This window comes from Mycobacterium malmoense, from assembly GCF_019645855.1.
In the GTDB taxonomy this organism is placed as follows: Bacteria; Actinomycetota; Actinomycetes; order Mycobacteriales; family Mycobacteriaceae; genus Mycobacterium; species Mycobacterium malmoense.
Window position 1 is genome coordinate 4708303 of sequence record NZ_CP080999.1, and the last position, 24339, is coordinate 4732641.

Genomic DNA, 24339 nt, shown 5'->3' on the forward strand with positions numbered 1-24339 from the left:
TGTCTAAATATGAATGCAGAGTGAACAATCGGGGTCCACAAGGCTTCAATCAGCTGACCGTGGGCGCCGTCGCGTAGGCGGTGTCGACGCTGTGGATGGTGAAACCCAAACGCCGGTAGGTGCGCACCGCCGCGACGTTGTCCGATTCCACGTAGAGCATCACGGTGGGTTCGGCCGACCCGGCCAGCCGGCGTGCCAGCGACTCGATACCGATGGCCGTCAACATTCGCCCCAGGCCGCGGTGCTGCGCCGACGGGTCGACGCCCACGACGTAGACCTCGCCCAAGCCCGGTTGATCGAGATGCACTTTGGTCCAGTGGAAGCCCAGCAGCCTGGCCGCCTGATCGCTGTCGGGGGCGCCGAACGCCAGGAACAAACCGGCCGGGTCGAACCACGGTTCGCCGCGTCGCTCCGCCAGCTCGAGTTCGGTCCACCCGCCTTGTTCGGGGTGTTGGGCGAACGCGGCGTTGTTGACCCGCAGGAGCTCGGCGTCGTCGGCCGCGCCCCGGTAGGTGCGGATCTGTACCCCGGGCATCGGATCCACCGGGCCGGGGGCGTCACGCAGCGATCGTCGCATCTGGACCAGTTCACGCACCGGGACCAGGCCGAGCGCGGCGGCGGTCGCCCGGGCCGGCTCCAGCGTGCCATGCGCCCAAAATTGGTTGCGCCCACCGGTTTTAGCCATCGCCGCGCGCCCCATCGCCGCGCCGATACCGCGCCTGCGGGCCCGCGGGTGCACCACCAGTTCGGCCATCCCCGAACCTCCGTCGCCTGGCGGGCTGAGGTTGAGGTAGCCGGTGACCGGGTTGGCGGTGTCCCTTGCGGCGCCCGGTGGGGAACCGGTGACCAGCAGGTGCTCGGTGCGGTCGTGCCCGAGTTCGCGCAGCACCTGTTCGCCGACGGGCGCTACCCCGTCGAATTCGGTTGCCGCCGCGACGAGTTCGCGCACTTCCCGCTGCTCTTCGGCGGTCAGTGCAAAGCGCCAGACGGGTGAGGTCACTGACTGCGTAACGGGTCGACCAGCGGGTCGCGCACATCCTCCGAGTCGGACTCGGCGCTCTCGGCGTCGTCGGCTTCAGCGGGCTCCGCAACCGGTGGTCGGCCGCGCGCGGGCCGGACGGCCTTGTAACCCACGTTGCGTACCGTGCCGATCAACGCCTCGTACTCGGGGCCGAGCTTGGCCCGCAGGCGACGCACGTGGACGTCGACGGTGCGGGTGCCGCCGAAGAAGTCGTATCCCCATACCTCGTGCAGCAGCTGCGCCCGGGTGAATACCCGGCCGGCGTGTTGGGCCAGGTATTTCAGCAGCTCGAACTCTTTGTACGTGAGGTCAAGCGGGCGGCCCCGCAGCCTTGCCGTGTAGGTGCCTTCGTCGATCACCAGCTCGCCGAGGCTTACCTTGCCCGCGCTTTCCTGGTCGGCCAGCCCGCCGCGGCGGCCGACCACCAGCCGCAGCCTGGCGTCGACTTCGGCGGGCCCGGTGCTGGGCAGCAGGATCTCGTCAAGACCCCAGTCGGCGCTGACCGCCACCAGGCCGCCTTCGCTCACCACGGCCAAGACGGGAACCGATCGGCCCGCCGTGCTCAGCAGGCGGCAAAGACCCCGCGCGGACGACAGGTCGGTGCGCGCGTCGACGATCACGGCGTCCGCGGTCCCGGCCTCGAGCAGCGAGGATGGCTCTGGCGGCGCCGTCCGGACGGTGTGGGGAAGCAGCGACAACGACGGCAGGACCGGGTCGGGAAGCAGCTCCGACGTCAGCAGTAGTAGCTCCAACAAGCCCCTCCAGCTCGTGGGAAAGGCATCTCCCAAGTTCGTCACGCCACCAGGCGTTAGTTGCCAGGTCATCTAACGATAACGTGCCACCTGGGCTTTGGCCCGGTGTAGAGGCGGTGTGAACCCCGCCACCGGGCGGTCCGGGGCGGCGCGACCGTCGCGGGCTGCGCCACAATATGCGGATGCGCAGGATGCTGATAGGTGCGACCGCAGTGGCGGCCGCCATGGCCGCGATCGCCATCGGCGCCGTCGGCGTCGATTACGGAACAAGCATCTACGCCGAATACCGCCTGTCGTCGAGCGTGCGCAAAGCGGCGAATCTGGGGTCCGACCCCTTCGTCGCCATCCTGGCCTTCCCCTTCCTCCCGCAGGCCATGCGCGGCCACTACAACGAGCTGGAGATCAAGGCCAACGCCGTCGACCACGCAGTGGTCGGCAAGGCCACCCTCGAGGCCACGATGCACTCGATCGACCTGACCTACGCGTCCTGGCTGATCGGGCCCGACGCGAAGCTGCCGGTGGGTGAGCTGGAGAGCCGCATCATCATCGACTCGATGCACCTGGGCCGGTACATGGGCATCACCGACCTGATGGTTGAGGCACCGCCCCAGGAAACCAACGACGCCACCGGCGGCACCACCGAATCCGGAATCTCCGGCAGCCACGGGCTGGTATTCAGCGGCACACCGAAGTCGGCCGACTTCGACCGCCGGGTCAGCGTCTCGGTGGATCTGTCCATCGCCCCCGACGACCCGGCGACACTGGTGTTCACCCCCACCGGCATCGTCACTGGACCCGACACCGCCAACCAGACCGTTCCGGATGACAAGCGCGACGCGGTGCTCCGTTCCTTCGGCGCCAGGCTGCCCGATCAGAGGCTTCCGTTCGGGGTGGCGCCGCAAACCGTGGGCGCGCGGGGCTCGGACGTCATCATCGAAGGCATCACCTATGGAGTAACCGTCACCCTCGAAGGGTTTAAACAGTCATGATGCGCGTTGGCGACGATGCAGTGGGGGCACCACCCGCTTGCGGGGGAGAGCGGCGCTCATGATGACCGTCATTGTCGCGACCGTAGCGGCGGTCGTGGTGGCAACCCTTGCGGGATGGCTGTTGACCCGCCGCTCAGGAAATATCCGGGAGATTCACGGCGCCGACGCCGAGACGGCGGACCTGGGCCTGTCCCGCACCGGGCCGACCGTCGTGCATTTCAGCGCCCCATGGTGCGGGCCGTGCGATCGCGTTCGTCGAGTCGTCGGCCAGGTCTGCGAGGATCTCGGTGACGTGGCCCACGTCGAGCTCGACCTGGACGCCAATCCGGCGGCCGCCCGGCGGTTTTCGGTGCTGTCGCTGCCCACCACGTTGATCTTCGACGTCGACGGACGACAGCGATACCGGGCTTCCGGGGTACCCAAGGCCGCCGACCTGCGGTCCGCGCTCGAACCGCTGTTGGCTTGAGCGCCGTGTCATTGGGTAAGCTTGCCGACGTGTCAACCCGCCTCGAGCCCATGCTCACCAAGCGTCGCGCAGTCGATCTGTGCCGCATCGCGGGTTGTTGTTGTTGCTGTAGCTGCTGAGTAGCGGCGCCCTTGCGCGCGTTCGGAGCAGCTTCGGATTCCTACCGCGGCGTGCCTCCACCCCTTTTCTGCGCAACAAGACTTTCTAGGAGTAGCACCGTGCCGAGCAGCAACACCACCGTGGAGCCCGACCGCGTCGACGTCCGCGGGCCCAGGTTCGCCGCCTGGGTCACGACCGTGGTCCTGGTCCTCACGCTTGTCGTTTCAGCCGCCAGTCCGTCGGCGGCCGCGGTCGTTCTCGGTGTGCAGGCCGTGATCTTTGCCGTCGGCGCGATCGCAGGACCGCGCCGGCACCCCTATGGGCGCGTGTTCGCCGGCGTCGTGGCGCCCCGGCTGGGGCCCGTCAAGGAGCGCGAACCGGTCGCGCCGCTGAAGTTCGCCCAACTCGTCGGTCTGATCTTCGCGCTCGTCGGCGTTGCCGGATTCGCGTCCGGCGCTTTCCTGGTGGGCGTCATCGCCACCGCATTCGCGCTGGTGGCCGCATTCCTGAATGCGGCCTTCGGCATCTGCCTGGGCTGCCAGCTCTACCCGCTGGTCGCGCGTCTTCGACCCACTCCCGGACCCGCTTAGCCCCTATTCGATCGAAAGGATTCCAACTATGGCACGCTCCGACGTCCTAGTCTCCGCGGACTGGGCCGAGAGCAATCTCAGCAATCCCGGAGCCGCGAATGTCGTCTTCGTCGAGGTCGACGAGGACACCAGCGCCTACGACACCGGCCACATCGCCGGCGCGATCAAGCTGGACTGGCGCGCGGATCTGCAGGACCCGGTCAAGCGCGACTTCGTCGACGCTCAGCAGTTCTCCAAGCTGCTGTCCGACCGCGGCATCTCCAACGACGACACCGTCATCCTCTACGGCGGCAACAACAACTGGTTCGCGGCCTACGCCTACTGGTATTTCAAGTTGTACGGGCACGACAAGGTCAAGCTGCTCGACGGCGGCCGCAAGAAGTGGGAGCTCGACGGGCGCCCGCTGTCCACCGATACCGTCAACAGGCCGGCCACCTCCTACACCGCGGCCCCGCCGGACAACAGCATCCGAGCCTTTCGCGACGAGGTCATCGCGGCCATCAACGTCAAGAACCTGGTCGACGTGCGGTCCCCCGACGAATTCTCCGGCAAGATCCTGGCGCCGGCGCACCTGCCGCAGGAGCAGAGCCAGCGACCCGGGCACATCCCCGGCGCCATCAACGTCCCGTGGAGCAAGGCCGCCAACGAGGACGGCACCTTCAAGTCCGACGAGGAGTTGGCCAAGCTGTACGCCGACGCCGGTCTGGACGGAACCAAGGAAACCATTGCGTACTGCCGAATCGGGGAACGTTCGTCGCACACCTGGTTCGTTTTGCAGGAATTACTCGGGCATAAGAACGTCAAGAACTACGACGGCAGTTGGACGGAATACGGCTCCCTGGTGGGCGCCCCGATCGAGTTGGGAAGCTGATATGTGCTCTGGACCGAAGCAAGGACTGACGTTGCCCGCCAGCGTCGATCTGGAGAAGGAAACGGTGATCACCGGCCGCGTCGTGGACCGTGACGGCCAGGCGGTGGGTGGCGCGTTCGTCCGCTTGCTGGACTCCTCGGACGAGTTCACGGCCGAGGTGGTCGCGTCGGCCACCGGCGACTTCCGGTTCTTCGCCGCGCCGGGATCCTGGACGGTGCGCGCGCTGTCGGCGGCCGGCAACGGCGACGCCGTGGTGACGCCGTCCGGCGCGGGCATCCACGAGGTGGACGTCAAGGTCGCCTGAGCGACCCTTTCGCCGAACGTCGACGTGTTCGGCGATATTGCGAGGGTCAGCCCGACAAGTCGACGCTCGGCACCCGCGAATAGACTCATCCTCGTGGTGCTCTTCTTCGAGATCCTGCTGGTCGTGGCGGTCGTGCTGATCTCATGGTTCGCGCTGTACACGCTCTACCGGCTCATCACCGACGAGTCGTGACCCCCGACGAGGACCCTGACGGACCGGTGGGTTCTGCGGCCTCCGGCGACCGTGCGGTGGCCGGGATGTTTCAAGCCGCCGAACGCGCCAAGGTGACCGCCTCCCGCAACATCCCCGCCTTCGACGATCTGCCGGTTCCCGCCGACACCGCGAACCTGCGCGAGGGCGCCAACCTCAACGACGCGCTGCTGGCGTTGCTGCCCCTCGTCGGCGTGTGGCGCGGCGAGGGTGAGGGCCGCGGGCACGACGGCGACTACCGGTTCGGCCAACAGATCGTGGTCTCGCACGACGGCGGCGACTATCTGAACTGGGAAGCCCGGTCCTGGCGGCTCGACGACAGGGGCGATTACCAGGAACCCGGCCTACGCGAGGCCGGCTTCTGGCGTTTTGTCCGCGATCCCGACGATCCGACCGAGTCACAGGCCATCGAGTTGCTGTTGGCCCATTCGGCCGGCTATATCGAGTTGTTCTACGGGCGGCCACGCACCCAGTCGTCGTGGGAGTTGGTGACCGACGCGCTGGCCCGCAGCCGCTCGGGCCTGCTGGTCGGCGGCGCCAAGCGGCTCTACGGCATCGTCGAAGGCGGCGACCTGGCCTACGTCGAGGAACGGGTGGACGCCGACGGCGGCCTGGTTCCGCACCTGTCGGCGCGGTTGTCGCGCTTCGCCGGATAGCGGCCGGCGGGAGGTCGGCCGATGCGTGGCCAGCGGACACCCTCGCCCATATTGCGATGGGCCGTGTCGGCGGCCGTACTGCTGCTGATCGGTTACCTGGCCGTCTTGGCGCTACAGCCCTCCCTCATCGACGCGCTGCCGCCCTGGCTCGGGTGGTTCGGCCGGCCCGGGTCCATGTCGACGCTTGCCATCGTGGTGGCCGCGCTGATCGCGGCGTGTGTGCTGACCTTCCGATCCAACGCCAGTCACCGGCTGGTGGGCGTCTCGTTCACCGTCATCGCCGTCCTCATCACCATGAGCGCGGTGCTGGGCCTCAGCTCGTACTGGGGATGCCACGACGCGAACCATCCGGCGTTCTTCACCCCGCTGATGGCGACGGCTCAGTTGGTCAAAGGCAGCACCAGCGACTTTTCCGTGGGCGGGCGCACCTGCCCGAATCCGACCCCGGTCGGGCTGGAACTGGCGAGGATAGTGGCGCTGGCGGCGATCTTCACCGGCCTGGGCGGTGTCGTGGTCGGGGTCTTCCGCTCCCAGGTGGATCGGCTGCGGGCCAACCTCGCCGATCACGTCACCGCCATCGTGGGCATCGACGACGACAGCCAATCGATGATCAGCGCGGTCGCGCGGACGCTGGACCGGCGCAGCACGTTGGTCGTCATTACCGGTGCCGGCGACGACCGCGTCCAGCGGGCCCGCAGGCAGGGTGCCCGGGTGGTGCTGGTGGACTTCAATACCCCGTCCACCCTGGTGTCGCTGCGGCTGTGGCGCCATCTCGGCCGGCTCTATCTGATGGCGCGCGACCCGGCGATCAACCTGTTGTGGCTGGACCTCATCGGTCGTCGACTCTCCGAATTGGACCACAGGCAGCGACTGCCCCTCATCGTGCGGATCGACGACCCCTGGCTGGCCGAAGCGTGGCGCGCTCAGCAGTTCGGCGGGTCCGACACCCGCTGGGCGGCCGACGTCGTCGGCAAGTACGAGGTGACCGCCGGCAGGCTACTCGACGGCATCATCGCGGCCGGGCGAACAAAGCGTGTATTCGTCTGCGGCACTTCGCAATTGACCCTGGCCCTCTGCGCGGACCTGACCCGACGCACCCTGGAACGCGACTTCTACACCCCGCCCGATGCGGTCCCGTTACCCGCGCTCACGCTGGTCGCGGGGGACGCCGAGGAGCACTTGCGGGATCACGAGTTTCACCGTCAGCAAGCCGGCTTCCTGTCGGAGGGACCGAAGATCGATGCCGTGCCGGAGGCGCCGACGGTACCCACCATCCTGCGGTTGATCGGCGATGCTGACCCCGCAACCACCGCGGTGATCTTGGTGGACACCGTTGCCGCGACGACCGGCACCAGGCTGGCCGCCCGCTTCCCCGACCTGCCGGTCTACGCCTCGGACCTCAACACCAACATCGCCGACGACGCGATCCGGGTCGTCGGCCTGATGCAGTCCTATTCCCTGGTGCTGGACACCCGCGAGGGCCAGGTTCAGGATGCCTGGGAACGAGCGGCGAGGCTGATCCACGAGCGTTACGTCGCCACGCTCGACCCCCAAGCGCCGCGCTCCCCCGCCGCGATGCCGTGGGCCGAGCTCAGCGAGTTCTACCGCGGTTCGAACCGACGTCAGGTCCGCAACGCGCTGTGGATGGTTGAGCAGATCGCGGGGCATACCTGGAACACCTGGGGCAGCCCGCCGGCACAGCTGTCCGGGCGCGACATGGCCGATTCGCCGCCACTGAAACAACTCGCCCTGATGGGCTTCGACCACCATTCGGCGATGAGCATGGCGCGGGCGGAACACGAGGACTGGTGCCACTACTACCGCCGCAACGGCTGGAAGCACGGTCCGACCCGCGACGACTCGCGCAAGATCCACGACAAGCTGGTCGACTGGTCCGTGGTCGAGAGCAATCCGGATTTACTCAACGCGGCGGTGCGCAGTTTGGCGGCCACTTTGTGGAGCCTGCGGCAGCTCGGCTACCGTTCGCGTCCGCTGTGGCAAACCTTCACCCGAGTCGGGACGGTCGCCGCGGAGCAACGACACGCGCCGTGGACCTGGAAGTCGGATTCGGGACACACCATGCGCGCCGACGCCGGTGATTGGGCGGTGCGAGAGGACGGGAAGGTGTGGTCGGTGCGCGACGGCATCTTCCGGGAGACATACGAGCCGGCCTCCGACGGGCGGTGGCGCAGAAAGGGACTGGTCCAGGCGCGCCCGGCGCGCCCGGGTGAGGCCGTCAACACGTTGGAGGGCGCCGCGACCGCGGCGGACGGCGACTGGGTGGTGCGGGGATCCAACGGCGAGCAATGGCCGGTCCCCGGCGACGAGTTCGCGCGCCGCTATGCCGAATTTCGTCCACCCGACGAAGCCCACGCCAGCGACTCAAACGACGTGGTGAATGCCCATCCCGACAGGGGCGAACACTGATACGGTATCGGCGCACAGTCCGGCATCGGGGTATGCCTGGTGTTCGCTCCGCCCTCACTTCTAGGAGACCGCGATGGCGCTGTTCATCAGCTACTCAAGCCAGGACAGGTCGACAGTCGACGCTTTGACGGCCGCCCTGCGGCGCGGCCAACAACAGGTCTGGTTCGACCAAGAACTGGGCGGCGGCGACGCGTGGTGGAACAAGATCCTCGAGCAGATCCGCTCGTGCGACGTGTTCATCGTGGCGCTGTCGAATAACTGGCTGCAGTCCAAGCCCAGTCAGTCCGAGCTGCGCTACGCGCAGGCTCTGAACCGGCCGATCCTTCCGGTTCGGATCGGCGACATCGACAGCATGCGCGTGAATCCCCTTGCCGCGTTGCAGATAATCGACTACCAGAACCCGACCGTCGACGCCGGCATCCAGCTGGTCACCGCCGTGCACTCGCTGCAGGCCAAACCCCAGCCGGTGCCATTCGGCTACATAACGCGGTTGGGCAACACCCTCGCCGAAAAGGAACTCAGCCCGCAGCAGCAGACGCAATTGTTGATCGAGCTCAGACAGGGGCTCGACGAGGACGGCGAAGACCCCAGCGCCCGAAGCGATATCGCCCAGCTGCTGCGCATGCTGCGCCTTCGACACGATGTCACCTACCGCACCCGAACCGAGATCGACAACGTGCTGGCGTCGATCGAGGCGACCGAAGCGGGATCGTCGGCAGGTGCATCGGCAGCGCCCGAAGCCCAGGCACAGACGCCGACGGGCCCGACGCAAGCGGGTGCCCAAACCGTCAGCCAGCGGCCGGCCCGGCCGTCGTCAACCGCCGCGGCTGGCGCCGGCGCAGCCAAGGACGGCGGAATCAACAAGCGGTTGATCATCATCGGCGGGGCCGCGCTGGCGGTCATCGCCGTAATCGCCATCGTCGCGGTGCTAGCTACTCAGGGCGGCAAGTCCAAACCGGCTCCGACGGCGGCCGCCCCGAACACCAACCCAAACGCCGTCAACCTGGGCTCGTACCTGCTCGGTCCCACGGATATCGGCACGGTCGTCGCCGACCCCAATATGGTGGTCTCCGATAAGACGAGCGGGATGCGCAACCCCCGGTGGACGTTGTCCAACCCGGACTGCATGGGCGCCTACGAGCCCATCGCGGATGCCGCGTACAAGGCGAGCGGCTACAGCGCGGTCGCAGGCCAGGCCGTGCATACGGCCGGAGAAGACCCAACCCACCGGGTCTTCGAATCCGTCGTAGCCTTTCCGTCGGCCGACAAAGCCGGCGCATTCGTCCAGACATCCGCGGACAAGTGGAAAGCCTGCGCGGGACAACCGGTCACGCTGACCGTCAACGGCAAGAGCACCGGATGGACGTTCGGCGACGTCACGGGAACCGTGCCGAGGATTGCGCAACGGCGAACACAGACGGAAGGCACCCGGATCTGCCACCATGTGTTGCGCGCGGCGTCCGATGTGGTCATCGACGTGCTGGTGTGCGGACCGGATGTCGAGACGGGTCAAGCGGGCCGGATCGCCGAGCAGATCTCCGCCAAGGTGGGGCAATAGCACCGCCTGACATGGAGCGGCCCCCGAGCGAAACTCCGGTTGGACAGACCGGAAGCTCGGGGGCCGGGTGGCTACGGGGAATTCGCCAGCGTCGCTGGCTCTTCCGAGCCAATGCAGCTAGCGCGTAGCCACCTCACATGTCCATGAAGCTATCAATTTCGCGGACCACCTCCTTCCTTGTGTACGGCCGACCGTACCCGCCGCCTTGCGAGCCCACAACAGAATTCAGCGCTTAGCGATCGCTGACGATGGCTGCGTCGACCAGTTCGGCGAATTCTGCGGCCATCGGGGATGGCGGCAGTGGCCGGCCGTCGAGCGTGTGCACGCGGGCCGCCAGGGTCATGCTCGATATCAGCCAGATCCCTTGGGCCGCAAGCAGATCCGGGACACGCAGTGCGCGATAGTCGCAGTCGTAGCCCTTGGCCCGGGCCACCTCGAAGAGGGCCTGCTGCGTGGTGCCGCGCAGGATCGGATACCACGGCGGCGGCGTCAGCAGGCAGGGATTCCCCCCTGCGCCGGTTGCGGATTCGGCGACGATCACCACCGTCGAACGCGGGCCTTCCAGGATGTAGCCGTCGGAGCTGACGAAGATGACGTCGCCGGCGCCCTGCCGGGCTGCATGGCGCAGGACGGCCATGTTGACCGCATAGGACAGCGTTTTCGCGCCGGCCAACAGCCACGGCATCGCGTCGACACCGGCGGCGGGCAATCCGCGGTTCAGCGTGACCGCCGCGACCCCGTCGCGGCGAACCGCGGTCACCCTTTCGGGCACCGCGCTGACCATCACGTAGGCCGTCGGTGGTGAGCCGCTCTCGCGGCCGCGGCTGTAGATCAAGCGCATCGCGCCCTCGTCGCCGGTGCCCGCGGTCCACTGCCGCGTGGCCGCGTCGATCGCGCGCCGCCAGCTCGGGAGGTCCGGCTCGGGCATGTCCATCGATTTGGCCGACTGAATCAGCCGCTGCAGATGCGACTCGACCAGACACGCCCCGCCGTCGCGAACCAGCAGCGTCTCGAAGATGCCGTCGCCGCGAACCGCGGCCAGGTCGTCGGCGTGCAGCAGCGGCGTGTCCGGCGGATGTATCCCGCCGTCCAGCGTGACGATCACGCCCGTCTGGCCTGCCATGGAAAGGGAGCCTAGCCGCCGGCTGCAGGCTCGTCGGCGCGGGCGACGCACGCCGACCGTAAAGTTGAGGTGTGAACGCAGTTCCCGCACCCGATCCCGGACCCGACGCGGGCGCGGTCTGGCATTACGGCGACCCGCTGGGCGAGCAGCGCGCGGCCCAAACCGATGCGGTGTTGATCGACCGCTCGCACCGCCGCGTGCTCACCCTGACCGGCAAAGACCGGCAGACCTGGCTGCACAGCATCTCCACCCAACACGTCAGCGAACTCCCCGAGGGCGCCAGCACGCAAAACCTCAGCCTCGACGGCCAGGGCCGGGTCGAGGACCACTGGATCCAGACCGAGCTGGGCGGCACCACCTACCTCGACACCGAACCGTGGCGGGGGGAGCCGCTGCTGGAGTACCTGCGCAAGATGGTGTTCTGGTCCGAGGTCACCCCGAGCGGCGCGGACATGGCGGTGCTGTCACTGCTGGGTCCACGGCTGGCCGACGGGGCGGTGCTCAACGCGCTCGGCCTGGACGCTTTGCCCGCCGAACCGATCGCGGTTCCCCTTGCAAGCGGTGGCTTTGCCCGACGGATGCCGAGCGCCGTTGCCGGGCAGATCGAACTGGACCTGATGGTGCCGCGCGGCGAGTCGGCCGGCTGGCAGGACCGCCTGGCGCGGGCGGGCGTGCGGCCGGCGGGGGTGTGGGCGTTTGAAGCCCACCGAGTAGCGGCGCTGCGCCCGCGGCTCGGCGTCGACACCGACGAGCGCACGATCCCACACGAGGTGGGTTGGATAGGCGGTCCCGGCGCGGGGGCCGTGCATCTGGACAAAGGTTGCTACCGCGGGCAGGAGACCGTCGCGCGGGTGCACAATCTGGGTCGACCGCCCCGGACGCTGGCGTTGTTACACCTCGATGGCTCGGTGGAGCGGCCCTCGACGGGTGATGCGGTGCTCGCCGGCGGCCGTGCCGTCGGACGCCTCGGCACCGTGGTCGAGCACGTGGACCTTGGGCCGGTGGCGCTGGCGTTGCTGAAGCGCGGGTTGCCCGCCGACACCGAATTGGCGACCGGCCCGCAGGCCGCGGTCGCCGCGGCGATCGACGCCGATTCCCTGCCTTCCACCGAACGGATCGGCGCGGGACGGTTGGCCATTGAACGGTTGCGGGGCGGTGCGAGATAATCGGCGATGACGTCCGCCACAGCGGGCAGGGGGCGCCAACGCCCGACCATGAGGCACGGTAAACTGTCGGCAGGATAATAACGACACCAAGAGATCGGAGCCGCCTACTCGTTAGGCCGCTCCGTTATTGCGCGAGGGGGTTCCCCCATGGGCCGCGGCCGGGCTAAGGCAAAGCAGACCAAGGTTGCTCGAGAACTCAAATACAGTTCCCCGCAGACCGACTTCCAGCGGCTTCAGCGCGAGCTGTCAGGAACGGCCGACGAAGCCGACGAATTGGACGACGACGGCGCCGGCGAGTCATGGGACGTCGAGGGCGACTGGCGCCGCTAGAACTTCCGGAACTTCCGGCCCCTGCCGACGCAAGCCTCAGCACGGTATTAATCCCGGTTTTTAAAATCTTGGGTGCTGCCCGACCAGCTTTGCCCGCGGGCCTTCCTTTCCGCCTTTGCAGACGGCGCCCAACACCCAGCAGTCCAGGTGCCGCGCGGTCAATATGGCCAAGGCGCGATCGGTGTCCTCGGGAGCGACGACGGCGACCATGCCGACGCCCATGTTGAACGTCTTTTCCATCTCCTCGCGCGTCACCCGGCCGCGCTGGGCGATCATGGCGAACACCGGCGCGGGTGTCCACGTGCCGCGGTCGATCTCGGCGACCAGCCCGTGCGGGATGACGCGTTGCAGGTTGCCGGCCAGCCCGCCGCCGGTGACGTGGCAGAACGTGCGGACGTGGGTTTCGGCGGCCAGGGCCAGGCAGTCCTTGGCGTAGATCCGGGTGGGTTCGAGCAATTCTTCGCCCAGGGTGCGGCCGAACTCCTCGACGTAACCGGCCAGGTTCATCCGGTCGATCTCGAGCAGGACCGTGCGGGCCAGCGAGTAGCCGTTGGAATGCAGGCCCGAAGAGCCCAGCGCGATGATGGTGTCACCGGGTTTGACGCGGTCGGGCCCCAGCACGTCGTCGGCCTCGACGACTCCGATGCCGGTGGCCGAGATGTCGTAGTGGTCCGGCTCCATCAGCCCGGGGTGTTCGGCGGTTTCGCCGCCAAGCAGCGCGCAGCCCGCGCGCACACATCCCTCGGCGATACCGCTGACGATCGCGCTCAGGCGTTCCGGCACCGTCCGGCCGACCGCGATGTAGTCCTGCAGGAACAGAGGCTCGGCGCCGCACACCACGAGGTCGTCGACCACCATCGCGACCAGGTCGAGGCCGACGGTGTCGTGCTTGTCCATCGCCTGGGCGACCGCCAGCTTGGTGCCGACACCGTCGGTCGAGGCGGCCAGCACCGGTTCGCGGTAGTCGCCGCGCAGGGCGAACAATCCGGCGAATCCGCCCAGCCCGCCACGCACCTCGGGTCTGGTGGCCTTGGTTGCCAGCGGCTTGAACAACTCGACGGCGCGGTCACCGGCTTCAATGTCCACCCCGGCCGACGCGTAGGTGATGCCCTGGCTGCCCGGGTTGCGTCCGGGGCTTTTTCCGGGATCCGTCATCGCGATAAAGGCTACCGGGCGGCGCTGACCGCCGGTGCCAAACGTCTTTGAAGGAAGTACGAAGGGCGCCGTCAGCGCGCGACCGGCACTTCGTCGGGTACCAGCTCGTCGAGCTCGGCCCCGCGTGCGGCGCTGGCAAGCATGTGCTCGATGACGTTCTTGCCCAGCGCGCTCTCGCCGGGCAGTTCGATCGGGTACCTGCCGTCGAAGCAGGCGGTGCACAGCCGTGACGCGGGCTGCTCGGAGGCCGCGATCAGCCCCCGCAGCGAGATGTAGCCCAGCGTGTCGGCCCCGATGGCGTGCCGCACCGCCTCGAGCATCTCCTCTTTGTCCTCGACGGCATTGGCGATCAGCTCGGCCGGCGACGGGAAGTCGATGCCATAGAAACAGGGCCATTTCACCGGCGGTGAGGCGATGCGCACGTGCACCTCGACGGCGCCGGCCTCGCGCAGCATTCGCAACAGTGCGCGCTGGGTGTTGCCCCGCACGATCGAGTCGTCGACGACGATGAGCCGCTTGCCGCGGATCACCTCTTTGAGCGGGTTGAGCTTCAGCCGGATGCCGAGCTGGCGGATGGTTTGCGACGGCTGAATGAATGTGCGCCCGACATAAGCGTTTTTCATCAGGCCCTGCCCGTACGGGATGCCGGACTCCTGCGCGTATCCGACGGCGGCGGGCGTGCCCGATTCCGGGACGCCGATCACCAGGTCGGCGTCGACGGGACGTTCACGGGCCAGCCGACGGCCGATCTCCACCCGGGTGGCGTGCACGGACCGGCCGGCGATCGTGCTGTCCGGGCGCGCCAGGTAGACGTACTCGAAGACGCAGCCCTTGGGTGTCGGGTTGGCAAAACGCGTGGACCGGACCCCGTCGGCGTCGATCGCCAGCAGTTCGCCCGGCTCGATGTCGCGGACGAACGACGCGCCGACGATGTCGAGGGCGGCGGTTTCGGAGGCCACCACCCAGCCGCGGTCGAGCCGCCCGAGCGAAAGCGGCCGCACCCCATGCGGGTCGCGGCACGCGTACAGCGTGTTTTCGTCCATGAACGTCAGGCAGAACGCCCCGCGCACGGTCGGCAGCAGTTCCAGCGCGGCCTGTTCCAGGGTGGAGTCGGCCGCGCCGTGGGCCAGCAGCGCGCCCAGGATGTCGGAGTCCGTCGTCGCCGGGGCCGGGCATCGGGTGCCGATCAACCCCGCGTCGCGGGCACGCGCGGCAAGCTCGGCGGTGTTGACGAGATTCCCGTTGTGCCCCAACGCAACCCCGGTGCCGGCCGCGGTGTTGCGGAACACCGGCTGGGCGTTTTCCCACGTCGTGTCGCCCGTGGTGGAGTAGCGGCAGTGCCCGATGGCGACGTGGCCGTGCATTGCCGCCAGCGTCTGCTCGTCGAACACCTGGCTGACCAGGCCAAGGTCCTTGAAGACCAGCACCTGGGATCCGTCGGCGACGGCGATGCCCGCGGCTTCCTGCCCGCGATGCTGCAGCGCGTAGAGGCCGTAGTAGGTGAGTTTGGCGACTTCCTCGCCGGGGGCCCAGACCCCGAACACACCACACTCTTCACGGGGCGAGCTCAGGTCCTGCTCGGGTGCTTCTGGTCCAGCGACGGTCACGGTTCGGCGGCTCCCTGGCGAACGATTGGTGACGTAACGGAGTCTACGGGCACGACGGTCCCAGCGCCCAATCCATCGGGCGTGTTGGGCGCCGGAAAAGCCCGCCCGGCGACCCTAAACCTGCAGTTCAGAGTTATATTCAGCTCATAGCTATAAGGGGCAGCCACCGGTCGATTTCGCCGGCCCTAGAGCCCGACAGCGTCAGCGCGCCCGAGGCCTTCGCTTCGGCCACCGGCAGCAGCCCGGTGGCCAGTAGCAGCCATGTCCGCGGATCGGTCTCCACGACGTTGGGTGGTGTGCCGCGGCTGTGCCGGGGCCCGGACACGCACTGCACCGCGGCAAACGGCGGAATCCGGACCTCGACGCTGGCGCCGGGCGCGGCCGCGGCCAGCGTGCGCGCGGTGAGCCGTACCGCCGTCGCCAGAGCGTCCCTGTCCGGCATTGGGCGGGTCTCGTCACGCAACCAGTCCGCGATGACCGACACGGCCTGCCGGGTCTTCGCCGGATCGGCTTCCTGACGCGCAGCCATGCCTTTAGGGTGTCAGGAATCATGGAGCCTCGTCGCTTGGGGGCGCGGCCACCGTACAAGGCCGTCGGCCTCGTGACGATCGTGGTCATGGGGCTCGTCGGGGTGGTCCTGTACCTGCAATTCCGGGGCGATCTCACGCCGAAAACGAAGTTGACGATGGTGGCTCCGCGGGCGGGCTTGGTGATGGACCCCGGTTCCAAGGTCACCTACAACGGGGTCCAAATCGGGCGGGTATCCAGCATTTCCGAGATCACCCGTGACGGCGAGCCGGCCGCCAGGCTGGTACTGGATGTCGTTCCGAAGTACGTCAAGCGGATTCCGGCCAACGTGGCCGCCGCCGTCAAGGCGACCACGGTGTTCGGCAACAAGTACGTCGCGTTGACCTCGCCGAAAAACCCGACGACGGAATCGATCACGCCGTCCACCGTCATCGACGCGACATCGGTGACGACCGAATTCAACACCCTGTTCGAGACGCTGACCTCGATCGCCGAGAAGGTCGATCCGGTCAAGGTGAACCTGACGCTCAGCGCGGCCGCACAGGCGCTGACCGGGTTGGGCGATAAGTTCGGCGCCGCGCTGGTCGACGGCAACGCCATCCTCGACGACCTGAACCCGCGGATGCCGACCGTCCGCACCGACATTCGACGGCTGGGCTCCCTGGGTGACACCTACGCCGACGCCGCACCGGACCTGTGGGACGCGCTCGACCACGCGGTGACCACAGCGCGCACACTCAACCGGCAGCAAGGCGACCTGGATGCGGCGTTGCTGGCGGCGGCCGGACTGGGCGGCACCGGCGCGGACGTCTTTGGCCGGGGCGGGCCATACCTGGCGCGCGGGGCCGCCGATCTGGTCACCTCCAGCCAGCTGCTCGACGAGTACAGCCCCGAAATCTTTTGCACCATCCGCAACTACCACGACGTCGCGCCCAAGATCTACGCCGACCTCAGCAACAACGGCTACTCGCTGGGGGCGCATTCGGGCGGCGCCATCGCCGGCGCGCCCAACCCGTACATCTATCCGGAGAACCTGCCGCGGACCAATGCCAGGGGTGGACCGGGTGGGCGGCCGGGCTGTTGGCGGACGATCACCCGACAACTGTGGCCGGCGCCGCTTCTGGTGATGGACGTCGGCGCGAGCCTGGCTCCGTACAACCACTTCGAAGTCGGTTCACCGCTCGTCGTCGACTACGTGTGGGGCCGCCAAATCGGTGACAACACCATCAACCCCTAATTCTCCATGTCAACCAGCCAAGAGTTTCGGACCTAATGAACGGCAAACTCCACGCTGAGACCCCGGGACCACCGGCCGACACCCCACGCGCGTCACGCCTTCACCGAGCGCAACGCCGCCGGCCGGCAGACCGGGGTACACTAGGACCAGCTTCGCAACTGAACGCAGTGTGACACCAACGCAACCACGAGGTTGCCGTCATATTTCCAAAGAATCGCTAAATCGGCTGCGTTGCAAGCGGTGTCGCTTTGCCGGCACCATAGAAACCATAGACATATAAATCCGTGTCGGCCGGGGTCACTCCTGCGTCGATGATCAATGTGCGAGATAATCTCGGCTCCGTAGTGACTGCGTAAGGCGGTGTTTCCGATGGCCGAAAACGTGTCGCGCGCCGGCGGTCGGCCCGTGCGTCGCTCGCTCGACCCCATCATCGTGACCCGGCGAGGAAAGATTGCCCGCCTGGAATCCCGTTTGACTCCCCACGAAGCACAGATCGAGGATCTGGTCTTCATACGAAAGGCGTTGACCCGGGCCAATATTTCATACTTGCTGATCCGCAACCCGAAAAACCGGCCCATTCTGGCGATCGATATCGAACTGCGGCCGGCGGTCCAGGGTGCGCTCGTGGCCGCGTGCGCTACCGAACCCATGTACGCCAAAACTCTTGATGAGAAAGGGGTTTCGCCCGTCCTCATCGCCAAGGGCCGGGTATCGGCGCTGGCCGATCCACGTATCTTGCGGCTGTATCGGCGGCGGATTGCGCCGGGAGGCCTGCGATACGGGCCGGCGTTCGGGGTGGAGCTCCAATTCTGGGTGTTCGAGGAGGCCCTGATCCGGTGCCCGGTGGAAAACTCGCTCACCCGAAAGGTGCTGCCGCGCAGTGAACTAAAGCCGGCGACGGTCAAACTCTACGGATACAAATGGCCGACCATCGCGGGAATGTTCACCCCGCATGCCAGCGACGTGACGTTTGACATCGACATGGTGTTCTCCTGGGTCGAGGGCAGTGATCCGGAGTTTCGGACGCGACGAGCGGCGCAAATGTCGCAGTATGCGGTGGGTGAAGGCGACGAGGCCGAGGCGCGCATCCGGCAGATCGACGAGCTGAGGTACGCCCTGCGGTCGGTGAACATGTTCGCGCCGTGGGTGCGCCGGATCTTCATTGCGACCGATTCGCGCCCGCCCGCCTGGCTGGCCGAGCATCCGAAGATCACCATCGTCCGTGCGGAAGAGCACTTCTCGGACGCAAACGCGCTCCCCACCTACAGCTCGCACGCGGTGGAAAGCCAGCTGCACAACATCCCGGAGCTGAGCGAGCATTTCCTGTACTCCAATGACGACATGTTTTTCGGTCGACCGCTCAAAGCCACCATGTTCTTCTCCCCCGGCGGAATCACGAGGTTCATCGAGGCGAAGACCCGCATCGGGCTGGGCGCAAACAACCCCACGCGCAGCGGCTTTGAGAACGCGGCCCGGGTAAACCGGCGGCTGATTTTCGAGCGGTTCGGGCAGGTCATCACACGCCATCTCGAGCACACCGCGGTTCCGTTGCGCAAAAGCGTGCTGGCCGAGATGGAGCGCGAATTCCCGGACGACTTCGCCCGCACCCAGGCGAGTCAGTTCCGCTCCAGCACCGATATTTCGGTGACCAACTCCTTCTACCACTACTACGCGTTGATGACCGGGCGCGCCGTCCAACAGGAAAAGGCCAAGGTGCTGTACGTAAACACCACCGCCCGCGAAGGCCTCGACCTTCTTCCGGTGCTGCGCAAGAAACGCGGTTACGACTTCTTCTGCCTCAACGACAGCAGCTTCCCCGAGGTCTCCGCTGACGAGCGCACCGAACGCGTCACCGGTTTCCTGGAGCGCTACTTTCCCATACCCGCACCCTGGGAGAAGGTGACGGCGGACGTCAATCGGCCGGGATTTGCGGAGCCGCTGGTGTCAACACCATCGGAGGGTGCCGGAACAGCGAATCCCGGTGAGACGGTTCGATAAACATACCGCTTTCGCTGATTTTGCGTCGCGCCTGTGCGGGAGAGACGAAGGCGCCCACGGTCTTTCCAGTGCCGAGCGGGATCACGGAGTGCACGACGGTGTCTTGGTAGACGTGCACCAGGTTGCAGGCCTGGGCGCCGTCTCGGCCGCGTGTTCCCCCGGCGGCCACCGTCAGGTCCTGCGTGTAGCAGGTGGCCGACGCCACCGACACCGGGATTCCGGCGAAGGTCGCAGTCGTCGAGTAGTGCAGGTGCCCGGCCAAAATCGCACGAACATCGCTGCCCTGGAGCACCCGCCCGAGGGCGGCCTGGTCGCGCAGTTCCACCGTGACGGCCAGATCCAAGACACTGGGAATCGGCGGATGGTGCAGAGCCAGAATGGTGCCGTGCGGCGCCGACATCCGCAATTGCGTGGCGAGCCAATCCAATTGGGGCTTGGTGATTTCGCCGTGGTGATGGCCCGGCACCGAGGTGTCCAGCGTGATGATGCGCAGGCCGTCGATCGTGCGCACGCGGTCGAGCGGCGCCATCGTGGGCGCTTCGTCCAGCAGCCAGCTGCGCAATGCGGCCCGGTTGTCGTGGTTGCCCATCACCCAGACGAGTTCGGCGCCCAGCTCGGCGGCAAAGGGCTCAACGGCGGCGCGAAGCTTGCGGTAGGCCCCGGGCTCACCGGCGTCGGCCAGATCGCCGGTGAAGACGATCGCGTCGGGACGCACCCCGGAATCTTTCAGCTGCCCGAGCAGCTCGCCCAGCCGGCCGTCGGCGTCGACCGCGCCGTAGAGAGACCCGCCCGAGATGAGATGCGTATCGCTGATGTGTAAGAGAACGTAATCCGGCCGCGGATGCTCCGCGGCCCTCAGTCTGTGCACCCGAGGTGCCAACCTCTCGTCGATCGGTTTGCGAACTCCGGCAATTGTAGCCGGACCGCCGAGTGTTACCGGCGGTCTTGATCGCGGCGCCTGACCGTCAGCGCCGCGATCGCGCCGGCCTCGTTGACGGCCAGGTGCGCCAGCATCGGCGCGGCGAGGCTGCCGGAATGGCCGGCCAGCCAACCGAACAGCCAGCCACCGATGCCGGTGACCAGCACGGTGGCCACCACCGGCTCATCCGTCGCGCGCGCATCCGCGATGTGGGAGAGCCCAAAGGCGGCGGCCTGCAGCAACCTTCCGCCGGCTTTGCCGAAGGCACCCGAAGCGGCGGTGCCCAGCGCCGCGCGGAAGGCCGCCTCCTCGGCCCAGACGGTGCCGATGGGTATCCGCAACAGCAGCCAGCCCGGCACGGACGCCGGCGGGTCGCGCACGACCATCGACGACCGCACGGGCGGCGCTTGGGTGGCCGCGGCGATCGCGCTCGCCGCGGCCAGCCCCGCCGCCGAGCCCAGCCGTATCCCCGCCCACAGCCGGGGCGGGCGCAGGCCCAGCGGCGCGCCGGCCACCGGCACCAGCAGCGCGCCCGCCGCGGCCTGCACCGTTACCCGCCACGCATTCGGCAGCCGCGGACCGACGAAGCTCCACCCCACCAGGACGGCGGCCAACGACAGGGCCCGCACGCGACGAAAACGGCCTTTACCCACCAGGATTCGCCATCACGGTCATCCGAAGAATCGCGGCAGCACCGCCTCGGACGTCTCGCGCAGTTCCGCCAGGGACACCGTGAACAGGCCCTGGAACTCCACCGCGTCCGAGGCCCGGTCGACGACGCCAATGCGGACCGCGGGCAGCCCCCGCGCCTCGCACATCGAACGGAACCGGCTTTCCTCGGTGCGTGGCACCGCGACCAGCACCCGGGCCGCCGACTCGGAAAACAGCATCACGAATGGGTCCGCGCCCTCGGGAAGCACGATGCGGCAACCGGTTTCGCCCGCCAGCGCCGACTCCACGACGGCCTGCGCCAGGCCGCCCTCGGACAGGTCGTGCGCGGCGGACACCAGCCCGTCGCGCGACGCCGAGCTCAGCACCTCGGCCAGCAGCTTCTCGCGCGCCAGGTCGACCGTCGGCGGGAGCCCACCCAGATGGTCGGCGGTCACCTGGGCCCAGACGGAACCGTCGAACTCGTCGCGGGTATCGCCCAGCAGGATCAGCGTCTCCCCGGGTTCGGTACCGAAGGACGTGCGGAGACATCGGCTCACGTCCTCCATGACGCCGAGCACGCCGACCACCGGCGTGGGCAGGATCGCCGCGGATCCGGTTTGGTTGTAGAAGCTCACGTTGCCGCCGGTCACCGGAATGCCAAGGGCCGCACAGCCATCGGCCAGGCCCCGCACCGCCTGCGAGAACTGCCACATCACCCCGGGGTCCTCGGGCGAGCCGAAGTTGAGGCAGTTGGTCACCGCGACCGGGGTCGCGCCGGTGACGGCGACGTTGCGGTACGCCTCGGCCAGCGCGAGCTGGGCGCCGGCGTAGGGATCGAGCAGCGTGTAGCGCCCCGACGCGTCGGTCGACACGGCGATGCCGCGGCCGGTGGACTCGTCGACGCGCAGCACGCCGCCGTCGGCGTGTTCGGCCAGCACGGTGTTGCCGCGCACATAGCGGTCGTACTGCTCGGTGATGAACGCTCGGCTGCACAGGTGCGGACTGCCCAGCAGCGCAAGCAAAGTCGCCCGCAGCTCGTCCCCGGTGACCGGCCGCGGCAGGCTCGTCGACCGGTCCGCGTTCAGGGCGTCCTGGGATTCCGGGCGCGCGACCGGCCGCTGATACACCGGTCCCTCGTGGGCCACGGTGCGCGGCGGCACGTCGACGACGGTCTCGCCGCGCCAGGTGATCCGCAACCGGTCGCCGTCGGTGACCTCGCCGATCACGGTGGCCAGCACCTCCCATTTGCGGCACACCGCCATGAAGGCGTCCACGTTTTCCGGCGCGACCACCGCGCACATGCGCTCCTGCGACTCGCTGCAGAGCACCTCCGCCGGCGTCATCTCGGTGGTGCGCAGCGGGACGGTGTCGAGTTGGATCGCCATCCCGCCGTCCCCAGCCGACGCCAATTCCGAGGTGGCACAGGATAATCCGGCTCCCCCCAGGTCCTGGATGCCGATCACCAGCCCGCCCGCGTACAGCTCGAGGCAGCACTCGATGAGCACCTTCTCCATGAAGGGGTCGCCCACTTGAACCGAGGGCAGCTTCTTGCGGGAGTTTTCGGCATCGAACGTGTCCGACGCCAGCACCGACACGCCGCCGATGCCGTCCAACCCCGTCCGCGCGCCGAACAGGATGATCTTGTTGCCCACCCCCGAGGCGAACGCCAAATGCAGGTCCTCCTGGCGCAATACGCCGACGCACATCGCGTTGACCAACGGATTGCCGGCGTAGCAGGCGTCGAAGACGGTCTCGCCGCCGATGTTGGGCAGGCCCAGCGAGTTGCCGTAGCCGCCGATGCCGCGGACGACGCCGTCGACCACGCGGCGGGTGTCCGGCGCGTCGGCGGCGCCGAACCGGAGCTGGTCCATCACGGCGACCGGCCTGGCACCCATGGCCATGATGTCGCGGACGATCCCGCCGACGCCGGTGGCCGCACCCTGGTAGGGCTCGACGTAGGACGGGTGGTTGTGCGACTCCACCTTGAAGGTGACGGCCCAACCGTCGCCGATGTCGACGACGCCGGCGTTTTCGCCGATGCCGGCGAGCATGCCGGCGCGCATCTCGTCGGTCGTCGTCTCGCCGAAGTAGCGCAGGTGGACCTTCGAGGACTTGTAGGAACAGTGCTCACTCCACATGACCGAGTACATCGCCAGCTCGGTGTCGGTGGGTCTGCGGCCCAGAATCTCGCGAATCCGCTGGTATTCGTCGTCTTTGAGGCCCAGCTCGTGAAAGGGTTGCGGGTGGTCGGGGGTGGTGGCGGCATGCTCGACGGTGTCAGTCGCGTGGGTGCGCACGCTCGTCCCGGAGACAGTCACCCCGACAGTCTAAGGACTCCTCGCCGGCTGCGAACCTCACGACGCGACACGCCGCCAGATTCACACTCGGCGCGCGAGAGGCTCGGGCGACAGAAACGCTTGCAACGCGGCCGAATAGGCGGCCACGTCGTGTGCGCCCATCAACTCGCGCGCGGAGTGCATCGCGAGCTGCGCGGCCCCGACATCGACCGTCGGGATACCCGTGCGAGCCGAGGCCAGCGGCCCGATCGTCGAACCGCACGGCAGGTCGGCGCGGTGCTCGTAACGCTGCAATCCGACCCCCGCCTGCCGGCAGGCCAGCTCGAATGCCGCCGCGGTGCGTCCGTCGGTGGCGTACCGCAGATTCGGATTCACCTTGAGCACCGGCCCGGCGTTGACCGCGATCGGGTGACCGGGCTCGTGCCGGTCCGGGTAGTTGGGATGGGTGGCGTGTGCCATGTCCGCCGAGGCCAGCAGCGACGCCGGCAGCCGGCGCAGGAAGTCTTCCCGGCTGCCACCGGCCGCGAGCACGATCCGTTCCAGCACGGTGCTCAGCAGGTTGGACTGCGCGCCGTGGTCCGAGGACGAACCGACCTCCTCGTGATCAAAGAGCACCAACACGGGCAAGAAGCCCCGGGGCTGGCTGGCTAACAACGCCTCCATCCCCGCGTAGCAACTGGCCTGGTTATCCAGCCGGGGAGCGCTCAGCAGGCTGGTGTCGGCGCCGATGACCGTCGACGGGGTCAGGTCGTGGGTCATCAGGTCGGCGGCCAGCACGTCGGCCGCCGCCACGCCGGCATGGCCCGCGACGTAGTCGAGAAACGAGCCCGCTTGGTCGCCGACGCCCCAGACCGCGTTGACGTGTCGTTGCGGGTCCAGCGTCAGCGACTTGCGATCCTCGGCCAGATGGATGGCCAGCTGAGGCACCCGCAGGATCGGGTCGTCGATCCGGACGAGCCGCTGGGTGATTCCGGCGGCTTGATCGGCCGAGCGCACCGACAGCCGCCCACTGATACCCAGATCCCGGTCCAGCCAGGAGTTCAGCCATGCGCCCCCGTACGGCTCCAGCGCCAGCACCCGCCAACCGGCGACCAACCGGTCCGGGCGCTGCTTGACCCGCAGGTTGGGGCTGTCCGTGTGTGCGCCGACGATCCGGAAGGGGCCGTCGGGCCCGTCGGAATTCCAGGCGACCAGAGAGCCGGCCCGCACGATGAAGTAGCGGCCCGGTCCGTCCGGCCAGCGGTCGGTTTCCCTGAGTTCGGCGTACCCGGCCTCTGCCAGCCGACCGGCCACCGTGGCGCAGACATGAAACGGCGACGGAGAGGCGTCGATGAATTCGCAGAGGCCTGCGGCGCTGGCCGACATAGTTCAACATCATGGCTGTC

23 protein-coding genes are annotated in these 24339 nt (G+C 67.9%); 13 read left to right on the forward strand and 10 right to left on the reverse strand.

From position 1 onward, the window contains the following. Window positions 1-49: 49 nt before the first annotated feature. A complete protein-coding gene (gene mshD, locus K3U93_RS21680) occupies window positions 50-1000 on the reverse strand; it encodes a mycothiol synthase (RefSeq protein ID WP_071510637.1) in 951 nt (316 codons plus the stop codon). Further along, window positions 997-1776 (reverse strand): winged helix-turn-helix transcriptional regulator, encoded by a 780-nt coding sequence (locus K3U93_RS21685; RefSeq protein WP_139796815.1) that lies wholly within the window; start codon window positions 1774-1776, stop codon window positions 997-999. Before K3U93_RS21685 ends, mshD begins: the two co-directional genes overlap by 4 nt. Window positions 1777-1949: 173 nt before the next feature. Here K3U93_RS21685 and lmeA point away from each other — a divergent pair, with 173 nt between their 5' ends. From lmeA to K3U93_RS21725, 9 genes are all read left to right on the forward strand, one after another. Continuing rightward, complete coding sequence (gene lmeA / locus K3U93_RS21690; RefSeq protein ID WP_071510636.1) at window positions 1950-2762, forward strand: mannan chain length control protein LmeA; 813 nt, start codon at window positions 1950-1952, stop codon at window positions 2760-2762. Window positions 2763-2820: 58 nt separating this feature from the next. Continuing rightward, entirely contained in the window at window positions 2821-3228 is a 408-nt protein-coding gene (locus tag K3U93_RS21695; protein ID WP_071510635.1) for a thioredoxin family protein, read from the forward strand. Between the two features lie 29 nt (window positions 3229-3257). Continuing rightward, on the forward strand, window positions 3258-3347 hold the full coding sequence (locus K3U93_RS25550) for an Ms5788A family Cys-rich leader peptide (protein ID WP_350355542.1): 90 nt from the start codon (window positions 3258-3260) through the stop codon (window positions 3345-3347). Between the two features lie 99 nt (window positions 3348-3446). Next, window positions 3447-3917, forward strand: coding sequence for a DUF4395 domain-containing protein (locus K3U93_RS21700; protein WP_071510634.1), 471 nt, complete (start codon window positions 3447-3449; stop codon window positions 3915-3917). A gap of 28 nt (window positions 3918-3945) precedes the next feature. Next, window positions 3946-4788, forward strand: coding sequence for a sulfurtransferase (locus K3U93_RS21705; protein WP_071510633.1), 843 nt, complete (start codon window positions 3946-3948; stop codon window positions 4786-4788). A 1-nt stretch (window position 4789) separates the two neighbouring features. Next, window positions 4790-5092 (forward strand): DUF1416 domain-containing protein, encoded by a 303-nt coding sequence (locus K3U93_RS21710; RefSeq protein ID WP_071510632.1) that lies wholly within the window; start codon window positions 4790-4792, stop codon window positions 5090-5092. A 257-nt stretch (window positions 5093-5349) separates the two neighbouring features. Next, on the forward strand, window positions 5350-5958 hold the full coding sequence (locus K3U93_RS21715) for a nitrobindin family protein (RefSeq protein WP_230981716.1): 609 nt from the start codon (window positions 5350-5352) through the stop codon (window positions 5956-5958). A gap of 63 nt (window positions 5959-6021) precedes the next feature. Next, window positions 6022-8385 carry a hypothetical protein gene (locus K3U93_RS21720; RefSeq protein ID WP_230981530.1) on the forward strand — a complete coding sequence of 788 codons (2364 nt, stop codon included), beginning with the start codon at window positions 6022-6024 and terminating at the stop codon, window positions 8383-8385. Between the two features lie 73 nt (window positions 8386-8458). Further along, complete coding sequence (locus K3U93_RS21725; protein WP_071510629.1) at window positions 8459-9943, forward strand: sensor domain-containing protein; 1485 nt, start codon at window positions 8459-8461, stop codon at window positions 9941-9943. Between the two features lie 232 nt (window positions 9944-10175). On the opposite strand, the gene K3U93_RS21730 is transcribed toward K3U93_RS21725, so the two are convergent. After that, entirely contained in the window at window positions 10176-11048 is an 873-nt protein-coding gene (locus K3U93_RS21730; protein WP_139796823.1) for an aminodeoxychorismate lyase, read from the reverse strand. 89 nt (window positions 11049-11137) lie between these two features. Here K3U93_RS21730 and ygfZ point away from each other — a divergent pair, with 89 nt between their 5' ends. Beyond that, complete coding sequence (ygfZ, locus tag K3U93_RS21735) at window positions 11138-12232, forward strand: CAF17-like 4Fe-4S cluster assembly/insertion protein YgfZ (RefSeq protein WP_083009907.1); 1095 nt, start codon at window positions 11138-11140, stop codon at window positions 12230-12232. Window positions 12233-12379: 147 nt separating this feature from the next. Further along, window positions 12380-12562 (forward strand): DUF3073 domain-containing protein, encoded by a 183-nt coding sequence (locus K3U93_RS21740; RefSeq protein ID WP_071510626.1) that lies wholly within the window; start codon window positions 12380-12382, stop codon window positions 12560-12562. 60 nt (window positions 12563-12622) lie between these two features. Here K3U93_RS21740 and purM read toward each other — a convergent pair whose 3' ends face one another. The 3 genes from purM to K3U93_RS21755 all read right to left on the reverse strand — a co-directional run bounded on the left by purM (window position 12623) and on the right by K3U93_RS21755 (window position 15853). Next, window positions 12623-13717 carry a phosphoribosylformylglycinamidine cyclo-ligase gene (gene purM / locus K3U93_RS21745; protein ID WP_083009908.1) on the reverse strand — a complete coding sequence of 365 codons (1095 nt, stop codon included), beginning with the start codon at window positions 13715-13717 and terminating at the stop codon, window positions 12623-12625. 71 nt (window positions 13718-13788) lie between these two features. Continuing rightward, window positions 13789-15324, reverse strand: coding sequence for an amidophosphoribosyltransferase (gene purF / locus K3U93_RS21750; protein ID WP_083009909.1), 1536 nt, complete (start codon window positions 15322-15324; stop codon window positions 13789-13791). A 139-nt stretch (window positions 15325-15463) separates the two neighbouring features. After that, window positions 15464-15853 (reverse strand): sterol carrier family protein, encoded by a 390-nt coding sequence (locus K3U93_RS21755; RefSeq protein WP_071510623.1) that lies wholly within the window; start codon window positions 15851-15853, stop codon window positions 15464-15466. Window positions 15854-15874: 21 nt separating this feature from the next. Between K3U93_RS21755 and K3U93_RS21760 the strand changes: the two genes are divergently transcribed. Continuing rightward, window positions 15875-17089: an MCE family protein gene (locus K3U93_RS21760; RefSeq protein WP_083009910.1), complete on the forward strand. Its 1215-nt coding sequence runs from the start codon at window positions 15875-15877 to the stop codon at window positions 17087-17089. A gap of 369 nt (window positions 17090-17458) precedes the next feature. Next, window positions 17459-19087 carry a stealth family protein gene (locus K3U93_RS21765; RefSeq protein WP_083009949.1) on the forward strand — a complete coding sequence of 543 codons (1629 nt, stop codon included), beginning with the start codon at window positions 17459-17461 and terminating at the stop codon, window positions 19085-19087. Here K3U93_RS21765 and cpdA read toward each other — a convergent pair. The 4 genes from cpdA to K3U93_RS21785 all read right to left on the reverse strand — a co-directional run bounded on the left by cpdA (window position 19002) and on the right by K3U93_RS21785 (window position 24319). Further along, window positions 19002-19955, reverse strand: coding sequence for a 3',5'-cyclic adenosine monophosphate phosphodiesterase CpdA (gene cpdA, locus K3U93_RS21770; protein WP_083009911.1), 954 nt, complete (start codon window positions 19953-19955; stop codon window positions 19002-19004). The two genes, K3U93_RS21765 and cpdA, sit on opposite strands and share 86 nt — an antisense overlap. A gap of 65 nt (window positions 19956-20020) precedes the next feature. Next, complete coding sequence (locus tag K3U93_RS21775; protein ID WP_217808412.1) at window positions 20021-20659, reverse strand: Rv0804 family intramembrane glutamic endopeptidase; 639 nt, start codon at window positions 20657-20659, stop codon at window positions 20021-20023. 18 nt (window positions 20660-20677) lie between these two features. Further along, window positions 20678-22975 carry a phosphoribosylformylglycinamidine synthase subunit PurL gene (gene purL / locus K3U93_RS21780; RefSeq protein WP_083009912.1) on the reverse strand — a complete coding sequence of 766 codons (2298 nt, stop codon included), beginning with the start codon at window positions 22973-22975 and terminating at the stop codon, window positions 20678-20680. Window positions 22976-23035: 60 nt separating this feature from the next. After that, window positions 23036-24319, reverse strand: coding sequence for a M18 family aminopeptidase (locus K3U93_RS21785; RefSeq protein WP_083009913.1), 1284 nt, complete (start codon window positions 24317-24319; stop codon window positions 23036-23038). Between the last annotated feature and the right edge of the window lie 20 nt (window positions 24320-24339).